Annotated in this window: 17 protein-coding genes; 4 read left to right on the top strand and 13 right to left on the bottom strand. The window is 67.6% G+C overall.

Annotated features, from left to right (window positions below):
- Positions 1-6: 6 nt before the first annotated feature.
- Positions 7-1,092 carry a recombinase RecA gene (recA, locus tag ACFPOB_RS30570; RefSeq protein ID WP_092162383.1) on the bottom strand — a complete coding sequence of 362 codons (1,086 nt, stop codon included), beginning with the start codon at positions 1,090-1,092 and terminating at the stop codon, positions 7-9.
- A 167-nt stretch (positions 1,093-1,259) separates the two neighbouring features.
- Here recA and ACFPOB_RS30575 point away from each other — a divergent pair, with 167 nt between their 5' ends.
- Positions 1,260-1,778 carry a hypothetical protein gene (locus tag ACFPOB_RS30575; protein WP_377801908.1) on the top strand — a complete coding sequence of 173 codons (519 nt, stop codon included), beginning with the start codon at positions 1,260-1,262 and terminating at the stop codon, positions 1,776-1,778.
- Positions 1,779-1,794: 16 nt separating this feature from the next.
- Here ACFPOB_RS30575 and ACFPOB_RS30580 read toward each other — a convergent pair whose 3' ends face one another.
- Positions 1,795-2,358, bottom strand: a complete 564-nt coding sequence (locus ACFPOB_RS30580) for a hypothetical protein (protein WP_377801959.1) — start codon at positions 2,356-2,358, stop codon at positions 1,795-1,797.
- Positions 2,291-2,878 carry a TetR/AcrR family transcriptional regulator gene (locus ACFPOB_RS30585; RefSeq protein WP_377801909.1) on the bottom strand — a complete coding sequence of 196 codons (588 nt, stop codon included), beginning with the start codon at positions 2,876-2,878 and terminating at the stop codon, positions 2,291-2,293. Before ACFPOB_RS30585 ends, ACFPOB_RS30580 begins: the two co-directional genes overlap by 68 nt.
- Positions 2,879-2,964: 86 nt before the next feature.
- Here ACFPOB_RS30585 and ACFPOB_RS30590 point away from each other — a divergent pair, with 86 nt between their 5' ends.
- Positions 2,965-3,786, top strand: coding sequence for a crotonase/enoyl-CoA hydratase family protein (locus ACFPOB_RS30590; protein WP_377801910.1), 822 nt, complete (start codon positions 2,965-2,967; stop codon positions 3,784-3,786).
- A 10-nt stretch (positions 3,787-3,796) separates the two neighbouring features.
- Positions 3,797-4,216, top strand: a complete 420-nt coding sequence (locus ACFPOB_RS30595; protein ID WP_377801911.1) for a DUF1330 domain-containing protein — start codon at positions 3,797-3,799, stop codon at positions 4,214-4,216.
- A gap of 11 nt (positions 4,217-4,227) precedes the next feature.
- Here ACFPOB_RS30595 and ACFPOB_RS30600 read toward each other — a convergent pair whose 3' ends face one another.
- The 10 genes from ACFPOB_RS30600 to flgB all read right to left on the bottom strand — a co-directional run bounded on the left by ACFPOB_RS30600 (position 4,228) and on the right by flgB (position 15,389).
- The gene (locus tag ACFPOB_RS30600; RefSeq protein ID WP_377801912.1) at positions 4,228-4,701 is read right to left on the bottom strand and encodes an ester cyclase; all 474 of its coding nucleotides are present in this window, start codon (positions 4,699-4,701) and stop codon (positions 4,228-4,230) included.
- A 309-nt stretch (positions 4,702-5,010) separates the two neighbouring features.
- On the bottom strand, positions 5,011-8,133 hold the full coding sequence (locus ACFPOB_RS30605) for an efflux RND transporter permease subunit (RefSeq protein WP_377801913.1): 3,123 nt from the start codon (positions 8,131-8,133) through the stop codon (positions 5,011-5,013).
- Between the two features lie 9 nt (positions 8,134-8,142).
- Positions 8,143-9,288, bottom strand: coding sequence for an efflux RND transporter periplasmic adaptor subunit (locus ACFPOB_RS30610; protein ID WP_377801914.1), 1,146 nt, complete (start codon positions 9,286-9,288; stop codon positions 8,143-8,145).
- 119 nt (positions 9,289-9,407) lie between these two features.
- On the bottom strand, positions 9,408-11,912 hold the full coding sequence (gene cckA, locus ACFPOB_RS30615) for a cell cycle histidine kinase CckA (protein WP_377801915.1): 2,505 nt from the start codon (positions 11,910-11,912) through the stop codon (positions 9,408-9,410).
- 83 nt (positions 11,913-11,995) lie between these two features.
- Complete coding sequence (gene flhB, locus ACFPOB_RS30620; protein ID WP_377801916.1) at positions 11,996-13,063, bottom strand: flagellar biosynthesis protein FlhB; 1,068 nt, start codon at positions 13,061-13,063, stop codon at positions 11,996-11,998.
- Between the two features lie 12 nt (positions 13,064-13,075).
- Positions 13,076-13,834, bottom strand: a complete 759-nt coding sequence (fliR, locus tag ACFPOB_RS30625) for a flagellar biosynthetic protein FliR (RefSeq protein WP_377801917.1) — start codon at positions 13,832-13,834, stop codon at positions 13,076-13,078.
- Positions 13,835-13,911: 77 nt separating this feature from the next.
- Entirely contained in the window at positions 13,912-14,178 is a 267-nt protein-coding gene (gene fliQ, locus ACFPOB_RS30630; protein ID WP_092162364.1) for a flagellar biosynthesis protein FliQ, read from the bottom strand.
- A 40-nt stretch (positions 14,179-14,218) separates the two neighbouring features.
- Positions 14,219-14,551: a flagellar hook-basal body complex protein FliE gene (locus ACFPOB_RS30635; protein WP_377801918.1), complete on the bottom strand. Its 333-nt coding sequence runs from the start codon at positions 14,549-14,551 to the stop codon at positions 14,219-14,221.
- Between the two features lie 29 nt (positions 14,552-14,580).
- Positions 14,581-14,991, bottom strand: a complete 411-nt coding sequence (gene flgC, locus ACFPOB_RS30640; protein ID WP_377801919.1) for a flagellar basal body rod protein FlgC — start codon at positions 14,989-14,991, stop codon at positions 14,581-14,583.
- A gap of 11 nt (positions 14,992-15,002) precedes the next feature.
- Complete coding sequence (gene flgB, locus ACFPOB_RS30645) at positions 15,003-15,389, bottom strand: flagellar basal body rod protein FlgB (protein ID WP_377801920.1); 387 nt, start codon at positions 15,387-15,389, stop codon at positions 15,003-15,005.
- Positions 15,390-15,608: 219 nt separating this feature from the next.
- Between flgB and ACFPOB_RS30650 the strand changes: the two genes are divergently transcribed.
- Positions 15,609-16,982, top strand: coding sequence for a hypothetical protein (locus ACFPOB_RS30650; RefSeq protein ID WP_377801921.1), 1,374 nt, complete (start codon positions 15,609-15,611; stop codon positions 16,980-16,982).
- The last annotated feature ends 114 nt before the right edge of the window (positions 16,983-17,096 follow it).

Raw genomic sequence — 17,096 nt, forward strand, 5'->3', positions numbered from 1 at the left:
GAAGGCTCAGGCTTCGCCCTCGTCGAGGTCATCGGCGGTCGGGTCGGCGTTCTCCAGGATGCGCTCGGCGACGAGGCCGGAGTTCTGGCGGATCGTCGTCTCGATCTTGGCGGCGACGTCGGGATTGGCCTTGAGGAAGCTCTTGGCGTTCTCGCGGCCCTGGCCGAGGCGCTGGCTGTCGAAGGAGAACCAGGCGCCGGACTTCTCGACGATGCCGGCCTTGACGCCGAGATCGACCAGCTCGCCGGCCTTCGAGATGCCCTCGCCGAACATGATGTCGAACTCGACCTGCTTGAAGGGCGGCGCGACCTTGTTCTTGACCACCTTGACGCGGACCTGGTTGCCGGTCGCCTCGTCGCGCTCCTTCAGCGTCGAGACGCGGCGGATGTCGAGGCGGACCGAGGCGTAGAACTTGAGCGCATTGCCGCCGGTGGTCGTCTCGGGCGAGCCGTACATCACGCCGATCTTCATGCGGATCTGGTTGATGAAGATGACCATGCAGTTCGAGCGCGAGATCGAGGCGGTGAGCTTGCGCAGCGCCTGGCTCATCAGGCGGGCCTGCAGGCCGGGCTGGTTGTCGCCCATCTCGCCTTCGATCTCGGCACGCGGCGTCAGCGCCGCGACGGAGTCGACGACGAGCACGTCGATCGCGCCGGAGCGGACCAGCGTGTCGGTGATCTCGAGCGCCTGCTCGCCGGTGTCGGGCTGCGAGATCAGCAGGTCGTCGAGATTGACGCCGAGCTTGCGGGCATAAACCGGATCGAGCGCGTGCTCGGCGTCGACGAAGGCGCAGACGCCACCCTTCTTCTGGGCTTCGGCGATGGTGTGCAGCGCGAGCGTGGTCTTGCCCGAGGATTCGGGGCCGTAGATCTCGACGACGCGGCCGCGCGGCAGGCCGCCGACGCCGAGCGCGATGTCGAGGCCGAGCGAGCCGGTCGAGACCGTCTCGATCTCGATCGCCTGCTGGTTCTTGCCCAGGCGCATGATCGAGCCCTTGCCGAAAGCCCGTTCGATCTGCGAGAGCGCCGCATCGAGCGCCTTGGCCTTGTCCATCGAAGAGCCTTCCACGAGCCTGAGATTTGCCTGATTCACGACGTGCGCTCCTTATGGCAGGGGCGCGACCACATCTCAATCCGCGCCATGGAAACGACTATGGTCACGGTTTGTTCTCTCTCGCAAGTTCTTTTTTTGTTCTTGCTCCAGCGCGCGCCGCTTGTACTCTGGCGGGGTGAGTGCGGCAGGCTCGCGGGGAGTAAGGCGTGATGCGGAAATCGCTGATCAAGCTCCTCCTGATCCCGCTCGACCTTGCCGTCGGGCTCGCCATCCTGCTCGACGAGCTGCTGCGGCCGGTCTACCGGCCGCTGATCGCCTGGTTCGCCTCGCTCAGGCTGGTGGCGCGGCTCGAAGCGGCGATCGGGCGGTTGCCGCCCTATGGCGCGCTGGTCGCGCTGGCGATCCCCTTCGCCATCGTCGAGCCGCTGAAGCTGCTCGGCCTGCTGTTCCTGGCACGCGGCGCGTTCACGGCGGGTATCGTCACCACCGCGATCGGCCATCTCGCCGGCTTCCTGCTGGTCGAGCGCGTCTACCATGCTGGACGGGCGCAGCTCCTCACCATTCCCTGGTTTGCGCGGATCATGGGCTGGATCGAGGCGATCCGGCAGGCGGTGATCGGCCGGATCAAGGCGAGCACCGCCTGGCAAAAGGCTGTCGCGCTAGTGCGGGCGGCGCGGGAGCGCCTGCGTGGCGTAAAGCTCTGGCTGGCGCGCCTGCGCGCCTGACCAGAGCCGGCGGCAGTCATTCCTCCGGCTTGGCTTGCCAGGCCGCGGCGAGGCGTTCGAGCTCGACGGTGTAGCAGTAGATCGCGAAGACGATCGCAAGCAGCAGACTGGAACGCCAGGTCAGGGTGAAGCTGTCCGCGAGCCTGGTCAGCTCGGGCAGATGACGCAGGAAATAGATCGAGGCGAGCGCGCCGCCGACGATCGCACCGAGGCGGGCTGCGAACGCCAGCAGGTGCCCCAGGACCGGGCTGTGGAAGCCATGCGGCACCGGCAGCCGGTAGAGGCGGGTCCAATAGCAAAGCTGGCCGAGCAGCGCCGCACCACAGACCTGCGCCAGAACTTCGGTCGGCAGCGTCTGCTGCTGGCCGATCCGCTCGATCAGGATGCGAAAGGCGGTGTGGATGTGGAAGAGGATCACCAGCGCGCAGACCGTCTGCACGATCAGCAGCAGCGTGTAGACGAGAACCGGCCTTTGCGTCATCGGCGCAGGATAGAAGGCGGCGATACGCTGATCAAACGTGGGGGCTCGGGCGCGCTCCGGCGGCCAGCGCAGCGGCGGCGCGGCCGGCGGCCTCGACATAGGCCGGGTCGCGATGGACGAGCATGACCGAGAAGGCGCCGTCCATGAGCAGCACGACCTGGCGGGCAAGTTCCTCGGGCGCGGCGGCGCCATGCTCGGCGCAGGCGCCGGCGAGCCAGCGCTCGAAGCCGGCCTTGTGGCGCGCGCCGATTTTGATTGCGGGGTGGCCGGGCAGGTTGGCGAGCTCGGCGGCGGTGCGCAGGAAGCCGCAGCCCTTCCAGCGCGGGTGGCGGGCGGAGCGCGCGAGGTTCTGGAAGATCGCCTCGATCTTCTGCGGCAGGCCGCCCTGCGCCTTGTCGAACCAGCCGGCCATCAGCTTGAGGTTGGGCTGGTCGCGCGCCTCGAGATAGGCAGCGACGAGCTCGTCCTTGCTCTCGAAATGGTAGTAGAGCGTGCGCTTGGTGACGCCGGCCTTCTCAGCCACCGCATCGACGCTGACGGCGCGAATGCCCTCGCCGTAGAAGAGCTTGCTGGCGGCCTCGATGATGCGGATGCGCGTCGGCTTGTCGGGTTCGGTCATGCCTCGATGTATACCGTACAGGTAGTATATATCGTCAAGTCGGGAGTGCAGCTTCGATCGGTCGAAACCGGAAGAAGGCCAAAGCCATGCCCGATAATGATCCCATCCTGATTCAACAGCGCGAGGCGATTGCGACGCTGACGTTGAACCGGCCCGAGAAGCTGAATGCGCTGAGCTACGGACTGATCGACCGCCTGCTCGACGTCCTCGATGCGATCGAGGTCGATCCTTCGATCCGCGCCGTGATCCTGACCGGCGCCGGCGAGCGCGCCTTTTCGGCCGGCGGCGACATCCATGAGTTCTCGCGGAGCGTCGCGGCCGGGCCGGAGCAGGCGGTGCGCGAATTCGTCCGCCGCGGGCAGAAGCTGACGGCGCGGCTGGAGGCCTTCGGCAAGCCGGTGATCGCCGCGGTGAACGGGCTCGCCTATGGCGGCGGCTGCGAGGTCACCGAGGCGGTGCCGCTCGCCATCGCCAGCGAGCGGGCGATGTTCGCCAAGCCGGAGATCAATCTCGGCATGCCGCCGACCTTCGGCGGGACACAGCGCCTGCCGCGCCTCGCCGGCCGCAAGCGCGCCATGGAGCTGCTGCTGACCGGCGATCCGTTCACGCCGCAGCGGGCGCTGGAGATGGGCCTGATCAACGCGGTGGTGCCGCATGACGAGTTGCTGCCGGCGGCGAACGCGCTGGCGGCGCGTATCCTGCGGCATTCCTCATTGGCGGCGGCGACCATCCTCACGGCGGTGACGCGCGGCATCAACGCCAGCATCGCCGAAGGGCTGCTGATCGAGAGCGAGCAGTTCGCCCGCATCGTGCCGACGGCCGATCTGCGCGAGGGGCTCGACGCCTGGATGGCGCGGCGCCAGCCGGTCTATTCCGGCGACTGGTCGCTGGTCGCCAAGGCCGGTTGAGGGGGCGGGGATGAGCGATCATGCGAGCTTCAGCCGCGAGGCTTTCGCCGCCTTCCGTGCCGACGACCGGCCGGGCCCGGTGCAGATGTTGAACCTGATCCGGCTCAATGGCGAGGCGCAGTATCCGGACGGGCCGCATGGCGGCGGCCGCGAGGCCTTCGCGAACTATGGCCGGATCAGCGCGCCGGTGCTGACGCGGCTCGGCGGGCGGATCATCTGGCGCGGCGGCTTCGAGCAGATGCTGATCGGCCCGCGGGGCGAGCGCTGGGACATCTGCTTCATCGCCGAATATCCCAGTGTCGAGGCCTTTGCGGCAATGTTCCGCGATCCGATCTATCGCGAGGCGATGATGCATCGACAGGCGGCGGTGAAGGATTGCCGCCTGATCCGGTTGGCGGCGCGGGAGGCGGGAGTGACCTTCGCCGGATAGGGCAGGGTCGTTCAGCCCTGCTTCAGGCGCCCGATCAGGCCGTGGATGTCGCCGAGCACGAAGAGGTCGCGCACGAGCCCGTCCTCGAAGGTGAAGGCCGGCGCGCCATGCCACCAGACATGGCGGCCGCTCGGCGGCACTCCGAACATCTCGCGGCGATGGAAGCCGTGGAAGCGAAGGCGCCCGAAGACGCGGTCACCTTCCTCGACCAGCGCCAGGATGTCCGAGGTGTACGCGCCGAGCGCCCCGGTGACCCAGTCGACATAACCCGCGAATTCGCGATGGCCGCGCAGGACCGGGCCGAGCGAGCCGCGAAAGGTGAAGTCCTCGTGGAAAATTCGTGGGATCAAAGACTTGTCGGCGTGGTCCCACATCTCCTTGTAGAAGATCCGGACGAGCTCCTTCTGCGGCGAGAGCGTGACGCCGGCGAAGTCGAGGGCAGGCTCGTCGGGCGGCGCCTCGCGTCCCTGCGGCATCTCAGTCATGCTCGTCTCCCATGCCGCCGCAGGCCATCGCAGCCAGATTTGCGCAGGCTCTGCCGAAGATGCGCCGAAGGGCACAGCAAATCTCGCACAGCGCCGTTGGCAAACTGCCCATGCCGAGCGGGCTTCGGAGCACGATTTGAACGTCTGCGAGCCCTCATCCTGAGGAGCCATTCCCGGAGGAATGGCGTCTCGAAGGATGCTTCAGGAGGCTCCCGAATCATCTGAAGCATCCTTCGAGACGCCGCTGCGCGGCTCCTCAGGATGAGGGCTGAGTGTGAGACAGATCAGTTCGCTGGCGGTACCGCGTGCTCACCCCGCCGCGTGGGGCGTTTCCGCGGTGGCGGCCACGGCCGGTCTCTTGCCGCCGAGCCTGCGCGACAGCCCTTCCATGTAGAGGAAGATCACCGGGGTGATGAACAGCGTCAGCACCTGCGAGACGATCAGCCCGCCGACGACGGCAAGGCCGAGCGGCTGGCGCAGTTCGGCGCTGGCGCCGGCGCCGATCGCGATCGGCAGGGCGCCGAGGATCGCCGCCAGCGTCGTCATCATGATCGGCCGGAAGCGGCGGAGGCACGCCTCGCGGATCGCAGTGTCCGGCGGCTCGCCGGCGCGCTGCAGTTCGAGCGCGACGTCGATCATCATGATCGCGTTCTTCTTGACGATGCCGATCAGCATCAGGAGCCCGATCACGGCGATGACCGAGAGATCGAGGCCGAAGAGCTTCAGCGTCACGAGCGCGCCGAGTGCCGCGGCCGGCAGGCCGGTCAGGATGGTCAGCGGGTGGATGAAGCTCTCGTAGAGGATGCCGAGCACGATATAGATCGTCAGCACCGCGCCGGCGATCAGCAGGCCCTGATTGCCCAGCGACTGCTCGAAGGTCTTGGCGACGCCGGCGAAGCTGGTGCCGATCTGGGCGGGCAGGCCGAGTTCGGCCTTGATCGCGTCGATGCGTTGCACGGCTTCGCCGAGCGCGCGGCCGGCGGGCAAGTTGAAGGACAGCGTGACGGCCGGGAGCTGGCCGAGCTGGTTGACGGTGAGCGGACCGGCCTTGCGCTCGATCCGGGCGAAAGTCCCCAGCGGGACGAGCGCGCCGGAGGAGGAGCGGAAGCGAACCTGGTCGAGCCGGTCGTTCGACCACTCGATGTCGGGATCGAACTCGATGATGACCTGGTAGCTGTCGCTGGTGGTGTAGATCGTCGAGATCTGGCGCACGCCGAAGCCGGAATAGAGGCTGGAGCGCAGCACGTCGGCGCTGATGCCGAGCGACTGCGCCTTGGCCCGGTCGACGACGAGGTTGGCGAGCAGGGCCTTGTTCTGCAGGTCGGTGGTGACGTCGACGAAGAGCGGGTCGTGCTGCAGCGCCTCCAGCATCTTGCCCGACCAGTCGGACAGAGCGGCCTGGTCGATCGACTGCATCACGAACTGGTACTGGCTCTTGGAGGAGCGCGCGCCGATGTTGAGGTTCTGTACCGGCGACATATAGGTCGCGATGCCGGGGATGGCGGCGAGCTGTCGACGCAGCTCCGCCAGCATCTGCTGCAGCGGCGGGCGCTGGTCTTTCGGTTTCAACTCGACGAAGAGCCGCCCAGCATTGAGGCTGCTCGACTGGCCGCTGGAGCCAATGGTCGAGGCGACATGGGCGACATAGGGGGAGCTTCGGAAGACCTCCTCGACCTTGTGTTGTAGCGCCGACATGGCGTCGAAGGAGATGTCCTGGCGCGCCTCGGTCGCGACCTGGAGCTGGCCGATATCCTCCTGCGGGAAAAAGCCCTTGGGGATGGTCACGACCAGCCAGGCGCTGGCGGCGACGCTGGCGAGAAAGATCATCAGCACCGTGCGCCGGTATGTCAGGCTGAGATCGAGCCCGGCGCGATAGGCACCGAGCACGGCGTCGAAGCCGCGTTCCAGGAAGGCGAGCCGATCCTTCTTTCCAGGCTCCGCATGGCCGGCTGCGCTGGCGCTGAGGCGGGCACACATCATCGGCATCAGCGTCAGCGAGACGAAGGCCGAGGCGAGGATAGCGACCGTGACGACGACCGCGAACTCGTTGAAGACGCGCCCGATCACGCCGCCCATCAGCAGCACCGGGATGAAGACCGCGACCAGCGAGAGCGAGATCGAGATGATGGTGAAGCCAATCTCGCTCGAGCCCTTGAGGGCCGCCTCGAAAGCGGAGAGCCCGTCCTCCTCCATGTGGCGGACGATGTTCTCCAGCATCACGATTGCATCGTCTACGACGAGGCCGACCGCCAGCGTCAGGCCGAGCAGCGAGATGTTATCGATCGAGAAATCGAGCAGGTACATCGCCCCCAGCGTGGCGATCAGCGAAATCGGCACCGCCACCGCCGGGATCAGCGTCGCAGTGAAGCGGCGCAGGAACAGGAAGATCACCGCGACGACCAGAACGATCGTCAGCCCCAGCGTGAACTGCACGTCCTCGACCGCCTGGCGGATCGAGGCGGAGCGGTCGTTGAGCAAGCCGAGCGTCGTCGCCGGTGGCAGCAGCGACTGCATCTGGCCGATCGCCGTCTTGACCTTGTCGACGACATCGACCGTGTTGGCGTCAGGCTGGCGGAAGACGGCGACGACGAGGGCGCGTGAGCCGTCATACCAGCTGGCGAACTGCAGGTTCTCGACCGAGTCGATCACCTTGGCGACGTCGCCGAGCCGGACCGGGCGGCCATCGCGGGTGGCGATGATGATGTCGGCGAAATGGCCGGCATCGGCGAGCTGGGTCTGCGCCTCCAGCGTCAATTGCTGCGGGCCGGACTGCATGGTGCCGACCGGGGTGTTGACGTTGGCGGCGGTGATCGCCGCCTGCAATTCGTTGATGCCGATGCCGCGGGCGGCAAGGGCGGTCGGATCGACCTGGATGCGCACCGCGTATTTCTGGCTGCCGAAGATCTGGACCTGCGCCACGCCCTCGACCGTGGAGAGGGTGGGGGAGAGCACCTGCTGGACGAAGGCGTCGATCTTGGAGAGCGGGGTGACGTCGCTCTTCAGCGCCAGCAGCAGGATCGGGGCGTCGGCGGGATTGAACTTGCGGTAGCTCGGCGGCGTCGTCATGTCGACCGGGAGCTGGCGCTGGGTGCGGGCGATCGCCGCCTGGACGTCGGCCGCCGCCGCGTCGATGTCGCGGTCGAGCGCGAACTGGATCGCGATCGAGGTATTGCCGAGCGCGTTGGTGGTCGCGATCGAATCGATGCCGGCGATGGTGGCGAACTGCTTGATCAATGGCGTCGCCACCGAGGTCGCCATGATCTCGGGCGAGGCGCCGGGCAATTGCGCGGAGACGTTGACGACCGGGAACTCGGCACGCGGCAGCGCCGCGACGGGCAATGAGCGCCAGGCGAACAGGCCGCCGAGGATGAGCGCGCACGACATCAGGATCGTCGCGACGGGATGGCGGATGCAGAAGGCAGAGACCGACATGGCGCGCCCTCAGGGCTTGGCGGTTTGCGGGGCGGTCAGCCTGATCCTGGCGCCGGGAGAAAGCCGCGACTGGCCTTCGGTCACGACCTTCTCGTCCTGCGACAGGCCCGAGGCGATCGCGACGACGCCGTTCTCGTTGGAGGCGACCTTGACGGGACGCGCCTCGACCGTGTCGTCGGCTTTGGCGACGTAGACGAACGGGCCCTTCTGCCCCTCCTGCAGCGCGACCGAGGGCACGGTGACGGAGCCCGGCAGCATGCCGAGCTGGACGACGACATCGACATATTGCCCCGGCCAGAGCCGATGCGGATCGTTCGCGAAAAGCGCCTTGACGCTGACGGTGCCCGACGGGATGTCGACGGCGGAATCGATGAAAGAGAGGTCGCCGGTGGCGAGCTTCTCCCGCGTGCCGGAAGCATAGGCTGTGACCTTCGCCGGCATCTGCGCCTTGGCCGCTTCCTGCAGCAGGGTGAGGTCGCGTTCCGGCAAAGTGAAGGTGACGCGGATCGGGGCGAGCTGCGTCACCGTCACGAGATTGCTGCTGGCATCGTTGGCGCGCACCGCATTGCCGGGCGTCGCGGCGATGGCGCCGAGCCGGCCGGAGATCGGAGCGGTGATCGTGGTGTAGCCGAGCCGGACGCGGTCGAGCGCGAGCGTCGCTTCGTCCGCCTTGACGGCGGCGGTGGCGACGGCCTCGTCGGCGGTCGCCTGGTCGAGCGCCTGCTGCGTGCCGGCGCCCTTGTCGACCAGGCTTTTCTGGCGGGCGAGGTCGGCACGCTTCTGCGCCACCGTCGCCCTGTCGCACTCGACATTGGCCTCGTCGCGGGCGACCTGCGCCTTGAGCTCGCGATCGTCGAGGGTGAAGAGCAGGTCGCCCTGCCTGACCTCCTGACCTTCCTTGACGTGCATATCGGCAATAATGCCGTCGAGGCGGGACTTGACCGCGACGATGGCGACAGGCTCGGCGAAGCCGATCGAGCGGCGTGTCACGGGGATGTCGGCGCGGCCGGCGAGCACGGTCGTGACCGGGCTCGCGATAGGGTCGGCGCGGCGCTCGGCATGGGCTTGCTGCGCGCCATCCTGCGGCCTGACCAGGCGCCAGGCGGCGAAGACTGCGACAGCCACCATAAGGGCCAGGATCGCGTAACGTTTCATTGGTCACCACGGCGCAGCGCTGTCGACGTGGTGTCACCTTACAACCGGCGTACGCCTGCCGCCTGTCCGCCGCATGAATTCTTGGTAATGCCAGGCGGCCGCCGGGGTGTCCGATGCGCTCAGGCCATCGCCGCCTTCACCGTCTCAACGAGCTGCTTCATCGTGAACGGCTTGGGCAGGAAATGGAAATCCTCGCCTTCAGGCAGGTTCTTTCGGAATGCCTCTTCGGCATAGCCGGAAACGAAGACGACCTTGGTGGCGGCGTTGCGCTTGCGCAGCTCGCCGAGCAGGGTCGGCCCGTCCATCTCGGGCATGACAACGTCGGAGATGACGAGGTCGATCTTGCCCTCGTGCTGCTTGAACAGCTCGAGCGCCTCGACGCCGGAGGCGGCCTCGTGGACGGTGTAGCCGCGCGAGACCAGCATGCGGGCGTTGAGGGCGCGGACCGCGTCCTCGTCCTCGACCAGGAGGATGACGCCGGCGCCAGTATGGTCGGCGGCTGTCTTCTTCGGCGCCTCCTTCGCGGCGGCCTCGGCAGCGATGTCCTCTTCGGTTGGGATGTAGCGCGGCAGGAAGATGCGGAAATTGGTGCCGCGCCCAACGACCGAGTCGCAGAAGACGAAGCCACCGGTCTGCTTGACGATGCCGTAGACCATGGACAGGCCGAGGCCCGTGCCCTTGCCGACCTCCTTGGTGGTGAAGAAGGGCTCGAAGATTTTCTCCAGATGCTCCTGCGGGATGCCGGTGCCGCTATCCTCGACCTCAAGCAGGACATAGTCGGCAGCGGGCAGGCCGTCATGGCCGAGCTCGCCGACCTCGGCCGCGGCCACGTTGCGGGTGCGGACCTGCAGCTTGCCGCCGCTCTGCATGGCGTCGCGGGCATTGACGGCGAGGTTGACCACGACCTGCTCGAGCTGGCCGAGGTCGGCCTTGACCGGCCAGAGGTCGCGGCCCTGGCGGACGTCGAGCGCGATCTTGTCGGCGACGACGCGCTTCAGCATCAGCGAGAGGTCGGAGAGCACGTCGCCGAGCGCCAGCACCTGCGGGCGCAATGTCTGCCGGCGCGAGAAGGCAAGCAATTGCCGGACCAGCGAGGCCGCCCGATAGGCGTTCTGCTTGATCTGCATGATGTCCGGGAAGGACGGGTCGGTCGGCTTGTGGCTGGCGAGCAGGAATTCCGAGGCGTTGATGATGACCTGCAGCACGTTGTTGAAGTCGTGCGCGATGCCGCCGGCGAGCTGACCGACCGCCTGCATCTTGCCGGCTTGGTCCATATTGTCCTTGAGCTTGCGCTCGGCGGTGGTCTCCAGCGCATAGACGATGGCGCGCTCGCCATCGGCATCCTCGCTGGCCGGAACCGGCGAGAGATAGAGCCGCGCCGAGCGGCCGTCCTCGCCGGTGAGCGCAACGTCGAGCGGGGCGATCTCGCCCTTGCCGGCGAGCGCCGCCTCGAAGGCCTGGGCGAGGGCGCCGTTGCCGTTGACGAACTCATGGATCGTCGCCGGCTGGGCACCGCCCTGCATCAGGCGGGTGAAGGAGGCGTTCGAGCGCAGGATCGCGCCATGGCGGTCGACGGTCGCGATCGCCATCGGCGTCGCATGGAAGAAGCGGGCGAAACGCGCCTCGGCGTCGGTGTGGCGGTCAGCGCCCGCCTCGCCGGCGGCGCGGTTGAGCACGAGGGTGCGCGAAGCGCCGGCGCGCCCGTCCTGGCCGAAGGCGACCTGGTGATGCAGCCGCACGGGCAGCGACTGGCCGTTGCGGCGGCGCAGGTCGACGTCGAGCACCTCGATGCGGACATCGCCGGGCTGGCCGCGAATGGCCTGGATCAGCGCGGCGGCATTCGGCGAGGCGATGTCCTCGAGCTGCAGGCCACCGGAGCCGAAGCGGGCGAGGTCGTAGTCGAGCCAGCCGGCCAGCGTGGCGTTGAGATAGGGCACCTCGCTGTCGGCATCGATCGAGAGGAAGCCGGCCGGCGCATGATCGAGATAGTCGATCGCGTGCTGCAGTTCCTGGAAGGCGTTCTCCTGGCGCTCACGCTCCGGGGTGACGTCGGTGACGCTCCAGAGAGAGGCCGGGCGGCCGGCGCGGGTGATCGGCGAGACGCGCACCCGGTACCAGCCGACGGCGCCGCGCTCGTTCAGCGCGGGCTCCAGCCTGATCTCCTCGGAGAGGCGGCGGCCGGCGCGGGCGGCGGTGGCGAGGCGGTAGATCGCTTCGGACACCTCGGCGCGGCCCTTGAACAGGCGCTCGACAGGAGCGATCTCGCTGGCGTTGCGGGCGCCGGCGAAGGCGAGATAGGCCTCGTTGGCGTAGACGATGCGGTTCTCGCCCTCGGTGACGACGATGCCGTCCTCGGCGCTGTCGACGATCGCCTTGGTCAGGTCGTTGCGGGCGGAGCGCCCGGCGAACTGGATCAACCCGATGGCGAAGGCGAACAGGCAAAAGACGCCGACGACCGAGAGCAGCGCGAGCAGGCCGAGGATCAGCGGCTGCGCCCATTCATTGGCGATGAAGCCGAGCGCGATGGCGGCGCCGACCAGGAGGCCGGCGACCAAAAGGATGATGCCGACATGGCCGGGCCGGTCGGAACGGTCGATCGCGCTCGGTGCCGTGCTTGCGCTCATTGCAGCGGGTCCGTTTCCTTCAGTCGCCCGTCAGCGGTGGGCCCGGGCCGGCATATAGCAGAGATGGTTGCCCAGTCAGCGAGTTAGGCGCGCCGGCGCTTCAGGCGCAAGACGTATCCGATGACTTCCGCCACCGCCTGATAGTGTTCGACAGGAATTTCATCGTCGATGTCGACAGTGGCGTAGAGCGCGCGCGCCAGAGGTGGGTTCTCGACGATCGGAATGCTATGCTCGCCGGCGACCTCGCGGATCTTCAGCGCGATCGCGTCGACGCCCTTGGCGAGGCAGAGCGGCGCGCCCTGACCCGACTCATATTGCAGGGCGACGGCGTAGTGGGTCGGGTTGGTGATGATCACCGTCGCCTTGGGTACCTGCGCCATCATGCGCGAGCGGGCGCGCTGGGCGCGCAATTGCCGCAGCTTGGCTTTCACCTCGGGATTGCCCTCGGTGTTCTTGTACTCGTCCTTCAATTCCTGCTTGGTCATGCGCTGGCGCTGATACCAGGTGAAGCGCTGGTAGCCGAAATCGCCGATAGCGATAACGGCGAAGATCGCGAGCACGCCGGCCATCAGCTTGATCGTCAGCACGAGCACGGCCGGCAGCAGAGCGTGCACGTCCATCTGGGCGAAGCCTTGCAAGCGGTCGCGCTCGCCCCAGAGCACGATCCAGACGCCGACGCCGACCACCAGGATCTTGGCGAGGCCCTTGGCGAAATTGACCCAGGCCTCCTTGCCGAAGATGCGCTTGGCACCGGCCATCGGCGAGATCCGGTCGAATTTCGGCATCATCGGCTCGGTGGTCCAGAGCGGCTTGTGCTGGATCAGGGCGCCGACGAAGGCGGCTATGAGGATGAAGCCGAGCGGCAGGGCCATGATGGCGAAGCCCGTCATCACACCCTTGCTGGTGACGTGGAAGAGGGCGCTGGCGTCGTCCGAGACCTGATGGGCGTTCATCAGGAAGGCGCGCAGCGAGAGCGCGGCGTCGCGGGCCGAGCTGCCGGCGGCGACCAGCAGCGCCAGGGTGAAGCCGCAGAGCACGAAGAATGTGCCGATCTCCTGTGACCGCGCGACGTCGCCCTTTTCGATCGCCTCATCGAGCTTTCGCTGGGTCGGTTCTTCTGTGCGATCTTCGTTCTCGACGTCTCCCGCCATCGTCCTGTCTCCTTACAGGCCGATGAACTGGCGCAGGAAGGCGCCGAGATCGTCGAGGAAGACGCCCATCATCACGCCCACGGCAGCGAGGAGCACCAGCATGCCGCCGAGGATCGAGGCGGGGATCGCCAGGAAGAAGACCTGGAGCTGCGGCATCAATCGCGCCAGCACGCCGAGGCCGAGATTGAACAGCAGGCCGAAGACGATGAAGGGCGCCGAGATCTGGACCGCCAGCGAGAAGCCCTGGGTCATTGCCTTGACGGCGAGGGTCATCACGTCGCCGATCTCGGGGAAGCCGCCGGGGGGCAGCAGCCGGTAGCTCTCATGAATGGCGGCAAGCGCCAGGTGATGCAGGTCGGCCGCCAGGATCAGGGTGATGCCGAGCATCGAGAGGAAGTTGGCGATCGACGGGTTCTGCAGGCCGCCGGTGGGATCGACCGTGACCGCGAAGCCCAATCCCATGGTCTGGGCAACGATGAAGCCGGCGGTCTGCAGCGCCCCCATCAGCAGGCGCACGCTGGCGCCGATGACAAGCCCGACGAGGATCTCGCTGATCAAGAGCCCGCCCAGCGCCGCCGGGGTCTGCGGGATCGTGATCGCGCCGCGCGCCATCGGCAGGATCAAGAGCGCAAGGAAAAAGGCGAGGGAAAGCCGGCCGCGTGCAAGGATAAGACGTTCGCCGATGCCCGGCATCAGCATCACCAGCGTGCCGACGCGCGCAAAGACCAGCACGAACAGCGCACTGATCTCGGGCAGGACGGCGATCTGCATCGGGTGGACCCGGCTCCCGCGCCAGAAAGGCGCGCCGGCCGGACTCCGCAGCAAGGAGGCGCTGGCTGGCGCGAAGCTCATTCGCCCGTGGCGATTCGGACGGCGACCCTGCCCATATAACCCGCCAGGGCGTCGCCCATGAACGGCAAAAACAGCAGCATGGCGGCGAAGACCGCGATGATCTTCGGGACGTAGACCAGGGTCTGTTCCTGGATCTGCGTCAGCGCCTGGATCAGCGAGACGACGAGGCCGACGACGAGCGCGATCAGCATCAGCGGCGCGCCGGCCTTGAGGAAGACGACGATGCCGTCGCGGGCGACGTCGAGAATGGCTGCGGAGGTCATCGGGTTCTGATCCGGTCGGTGATGGGCGGCAGGAGGGTCGTCAGACCGGCATCCGCATGATTTCCTCATAGGCGGCGATGACGCGGTCGCGCACCGCGACCAGCGTCTCGATCGCGGCTTCGCTCTCGGCGACGGCCGTGACCACATCGACGACATCGGAGCGGCCGGCGGCGACCTTGCCGACCTGAGTATCGGCCTGGCGGGCGCTCTGCGCCGTCGATTCCAGCGCTTTGCTGACGAGCGAGGAGAAATCGGGCAGGCCGGCGCCGGCACCGTCGAGGCCGCCGACCGGGGCCGGCTTCTTCAGGAGGGCGCTCGTGCCCATCCCCTGCATCGAGGCATAGGCGCCGGCGGCGAAACTCGAGGTTGTCATGGGTCTGGCTCCGCTTCAGCCGTGAGAGGTCAGGCGCGCAGAATGTCGATGGTGCGCTGGATCATCCGGCGCGTGGACGAGATGACGTTGAGGTTGGCCTCGTAGCTGCGCTGGGCCTCGCGCATATCCATCGTCTCGATCAACGAATTGACGTTGGGCATCCTAACCTGCCCGCTGGCGTCGGCAGCCGGGTGGCCCGGATCGTATTTCGTCTTGAAGTCGCTGCGGTCGCGGCTGACGCGGCCGAGCTCGACGACTTTCGCGTCGAGCTCGCGATCGAGCTTGCCCTGGAAGGTCACGATCTTGCGGCGATAGGGATCGACGCCGGCGCGATCCGGCGAGGAATCGGCGTTGGCGAGATTCTCGGCGATGACGCGCATGCGCCCAGCCTGGCCCTTCAGGCCGGAGGCGGCGACGGCGAGGCTCTTGAGCAGATCCATGATGCGGCTCCTTACCGGCCTTTGCCGATCGCGATCTTCATCAGCCCGAGGCTCTTGCTGTAGAGCGAGGCGGCGAGCTGGTAGTCGGACTGGTTCTGCGCGACCTTCATCATCTCGTCCTCGAGATTGACGCTGTTGCTGCTCGGCGTGGTTTCGAAGCGCTTGGCATCGCGCGAATCGAAGCCGCCTTGCTGGCCGGAAAGGCCGAGATGCATCGGCGAGGTCTGTGCCAGCGTCACACCGCCATTGCCGGCCGGGGACGGGGCACGCAGGTCATGCGGCTTGAAGCGCGGCGTATCGGCATTGGAGACGTTCTCGGCGAGCAGCTTCTGGCGCGCCTGATGCCAGTGCATCCGCGTCTTCAGCGCTCCCATCAGGCCAAGGCCGTTGTTCGCCATGCCGCAATCTCCCGTCGGCTCCTGCCGAAGTGGGAAATTATTGCCGGGTGCATGGTTAATATCGGGTTAATTCACAGGGATCTGCAGGATGGTGTTAACCATCCGCTAACCATGTTTCTCGAACTGGCGGGGCTTATGGTATAGCCAACTCCGTCTATCCGCCTGATCGCCCTTACAAAGAGCGGTCGGCGGCTGTCGCGTCGCTTCATGAGGCAGACCTTGCAGACTCTGTTTGGCTTCGAACTTTCCTCCGGCCTGCGTTGGATCATCGCCTTCGCAGTGGTGCTGCTCCTGGTCGCGCTGCTCGGCTTCTTCCTGCGGCGGATGAGCGGCGGCCGGCTGAAGTTCAAGGGGCAGGGCGGAGGACGCACCCGCCAGCCGCGCCTCGGCGTGGTCGACGTCTACGATCTCGACCGGCAGCGCCAGCTGATCCTGGTGCGGCGAGACAATGTCGAGCATCTCGTCATGATCGGCGGTGCCTCCGACGTCGTGGTCGAGACAAACATCGTGCGCAGTGGCGGGCGCGTCGCTGTGCCCCTGCCGAGCGAGGCCTTGGGGGATCGTCCGCTGGCGCTCGAGCCGGAGCCGCGCCCACAGACGTTCGAGGAGCCGCGCCCGTTGCCGCCTTCGCCGGTGCCGGCCCCGGCTGTGCCGGTCGAGCCTGTGCCGCCGCCACGGCCGCTGACGCCGCCGGCCCCGCCGCCGCGAGCGGCCGCCCAACCTCCGATTCCGACCCCACCTTCGCGCCCGACGCCGCAGCCGGCTTCGATTCCACCGGCTGTCGCTGCGAGCGCCGTCGGCATCGGCGCCACCCTGGCCCGCGATCCGGCTCCGGCCGCCAGCGCCAGCGAGCTCGGCGACATGGCCCGCCAGCTCGAAGAGGCGCTGAAGCGTCCGTTCTCGGCCGTGCGGCCCGGCGCGGCCGGCCCACGCGCCGAGCCGGAAGCTCCGCCCGTACCCCGGCCGGTCACGCCGCCATCGGCCCCTGCCATGCCGCCGGCTTCGCCTGCGGCCACCAAGCCGCCGGCTCCGACACCGACGCCCACACGCCCCGCTCTCGACATGGAGGCCGAGCTCGAAATGGCGCTGGGGCTGAAGCCGGCGCCGGCTCGGCCGGCGGCGTCCGAGGCGCCTCTGGTCGCGCCGCCGGTTTTTGCTCCTCCGAAGCCGCCTGTATCCGCGCCGACGAAGGCCGAGGAGAAGAAGCCCGAGCCGGCGAAGGAGCAGGCTCCGCCGGCTCCGGGGCCGAGCAAGTCCGCCAAGTTCGCGCCGGTCTTCGACGAGGTCGAGACGGCCGCCAAGGCCGAAGCCCCGGCCAAGAACGAGTTCAAGCCGAGCGAGCCCAAGCCGAGCGAGCCAAAGCCTGCTGAGGCAAAGCCCCAGGTCGCCAAGCCGGCTGATGTCAAGCCCGCCGAGTCGAAGCCTGCGGACACCAAGCCCGTCGAGGTCAAGACGGCCGACACAAAGCCGGCCGAAATCAAGCCGGACGAGCCGAAGCCGGCTCCCAAGCCGCCGGAGGACGACCCGTTCTCGGTCGACGCGATCGAGGCCGAATTCGCCCGCCTGCTCGGGCGCGATCCCAAGAAGGGTTGAACTGCGCTCGCTCGGCGTGAAGGCGCCGGGGGATAGCCGCCGAAAGCCTCTTCGCCCGCCACCGAGCCTTGCTCTAGCGTTCCCGCAAGCCCGCGGCTGATTCGGGCGGGGACG

The organism is Allobosea eneae, from assembly GCF_042657265.1.
In the GTDB taxonomy this organism is placed as follows: Bacteria; Pseudomonadota; Alphaproteobacteria; order Rhizobiales; family Beijerinckiaceae; genus Allobosea; species Allobosea eneae.

Excerpts from the sequence above, each read along its gene's own strand:
- ACFPOB_RS30580 (WP_377801959.1), bottom strand. The coding sequence starts at position 2,358 with ATGTCGAGGCCGCCGGCCGCGCCGCCGCTGCGCTGGCCGCCGGAGCGC.
- ACFPOB_RS30585 (WP_377801909.1), bottom strand. The coding sequence starts at position 2,878 with ATGACCGAACCCGACAAGCCGACGCGCATCCGCATCATCGAGGCCGCC.
- ACFPOB_RS30590 (WP_377801910.1), top strand. The coding sequence starts at position 2,965 with ATGCCCGATAATGATCCCATCCTGATTCAACAGCGCGAGGCGATTGCG.
- ACFPOB_RS30595 (WP_377801911.1), top strand. The coding sequence starts at position 3,797 with ATGAGCGATCATGCGAGCTTCAGCCGCGAGGCTTTCGCCGCCTTCCGT.
- ACFPOB_RS30600 (WP_377801912.1), bottom strand. The coding sequence starts at position 4,701 with ATGACTGAGATGCCGCAGGGACGCGAGGCGCCGCCCGACGAGCCTGCC.
- ACFPOB_RS30605 (WP_377801913.1), bottom strand. The coding sequence starts at position 8,133 with ATGTCGGTCTCTGCCTTCTGCATCCGCCATCCCGTCGCGACGATCCTG.
- ACFPOB_RS30610 (WP_377801914.1), bottom strand. The coding sequence starts at position 9,288 with ATGAAACGTTACGCGATCCTGGCCCTTATGGTGGCTGTCGCAGTCTTC.
- cckA (WP_377801915.1), bottom strand. The coding sequence starts at position 11,912 with ATGAGCGCAAGCACGGCACCGAGCGCGATCGACCGTTCCGACCGGCCC.
- flhB (WP_377801916.1), bottom strand. The coding sequence starts at position 13,063 with ATGGCGGGAGACGTCGAGAACGAAGATCGCACAGAAGAACCGACCCAG.
- fliR (WP_377801917.1), bottom strand. The coding sequence starts at position 13,834 with ATGCAGATCGCCGTCCTGCCCGAGATCAGTGCGCTGTTCGTGCTGGTC.
- fliQ (WP_092162364.1), bottom strand. The coding sequence starts at position 14,178 with ATGACCTCCGCAGCCATTCTCGACGTCGCCCGCGACGGCATCGTCGTC.
- ACFPOB_RS30635 (WP_377801918.1), bottom strand. The coding sequence starts at position 14,551 with ATGACAACCTCGAGTTTCGCCGCCGGCGCCTATGCCTCGATGCAGGGG.
- flgC (WP_377801919.1), bottom strand. The coding sequence starts at position 14,991 with ATGGATCTGCTCAAGAGCCTCGCCGTCGCCGCCTCCGGCCTGAAGGGC.
- flgB (WP_377801920.1), bottom strand. The coding sequence starts at position 15,389 with ATGGCGAACAACGGCCTTGGCCTGATGGGAGCGCTGAAGACGCGGATG.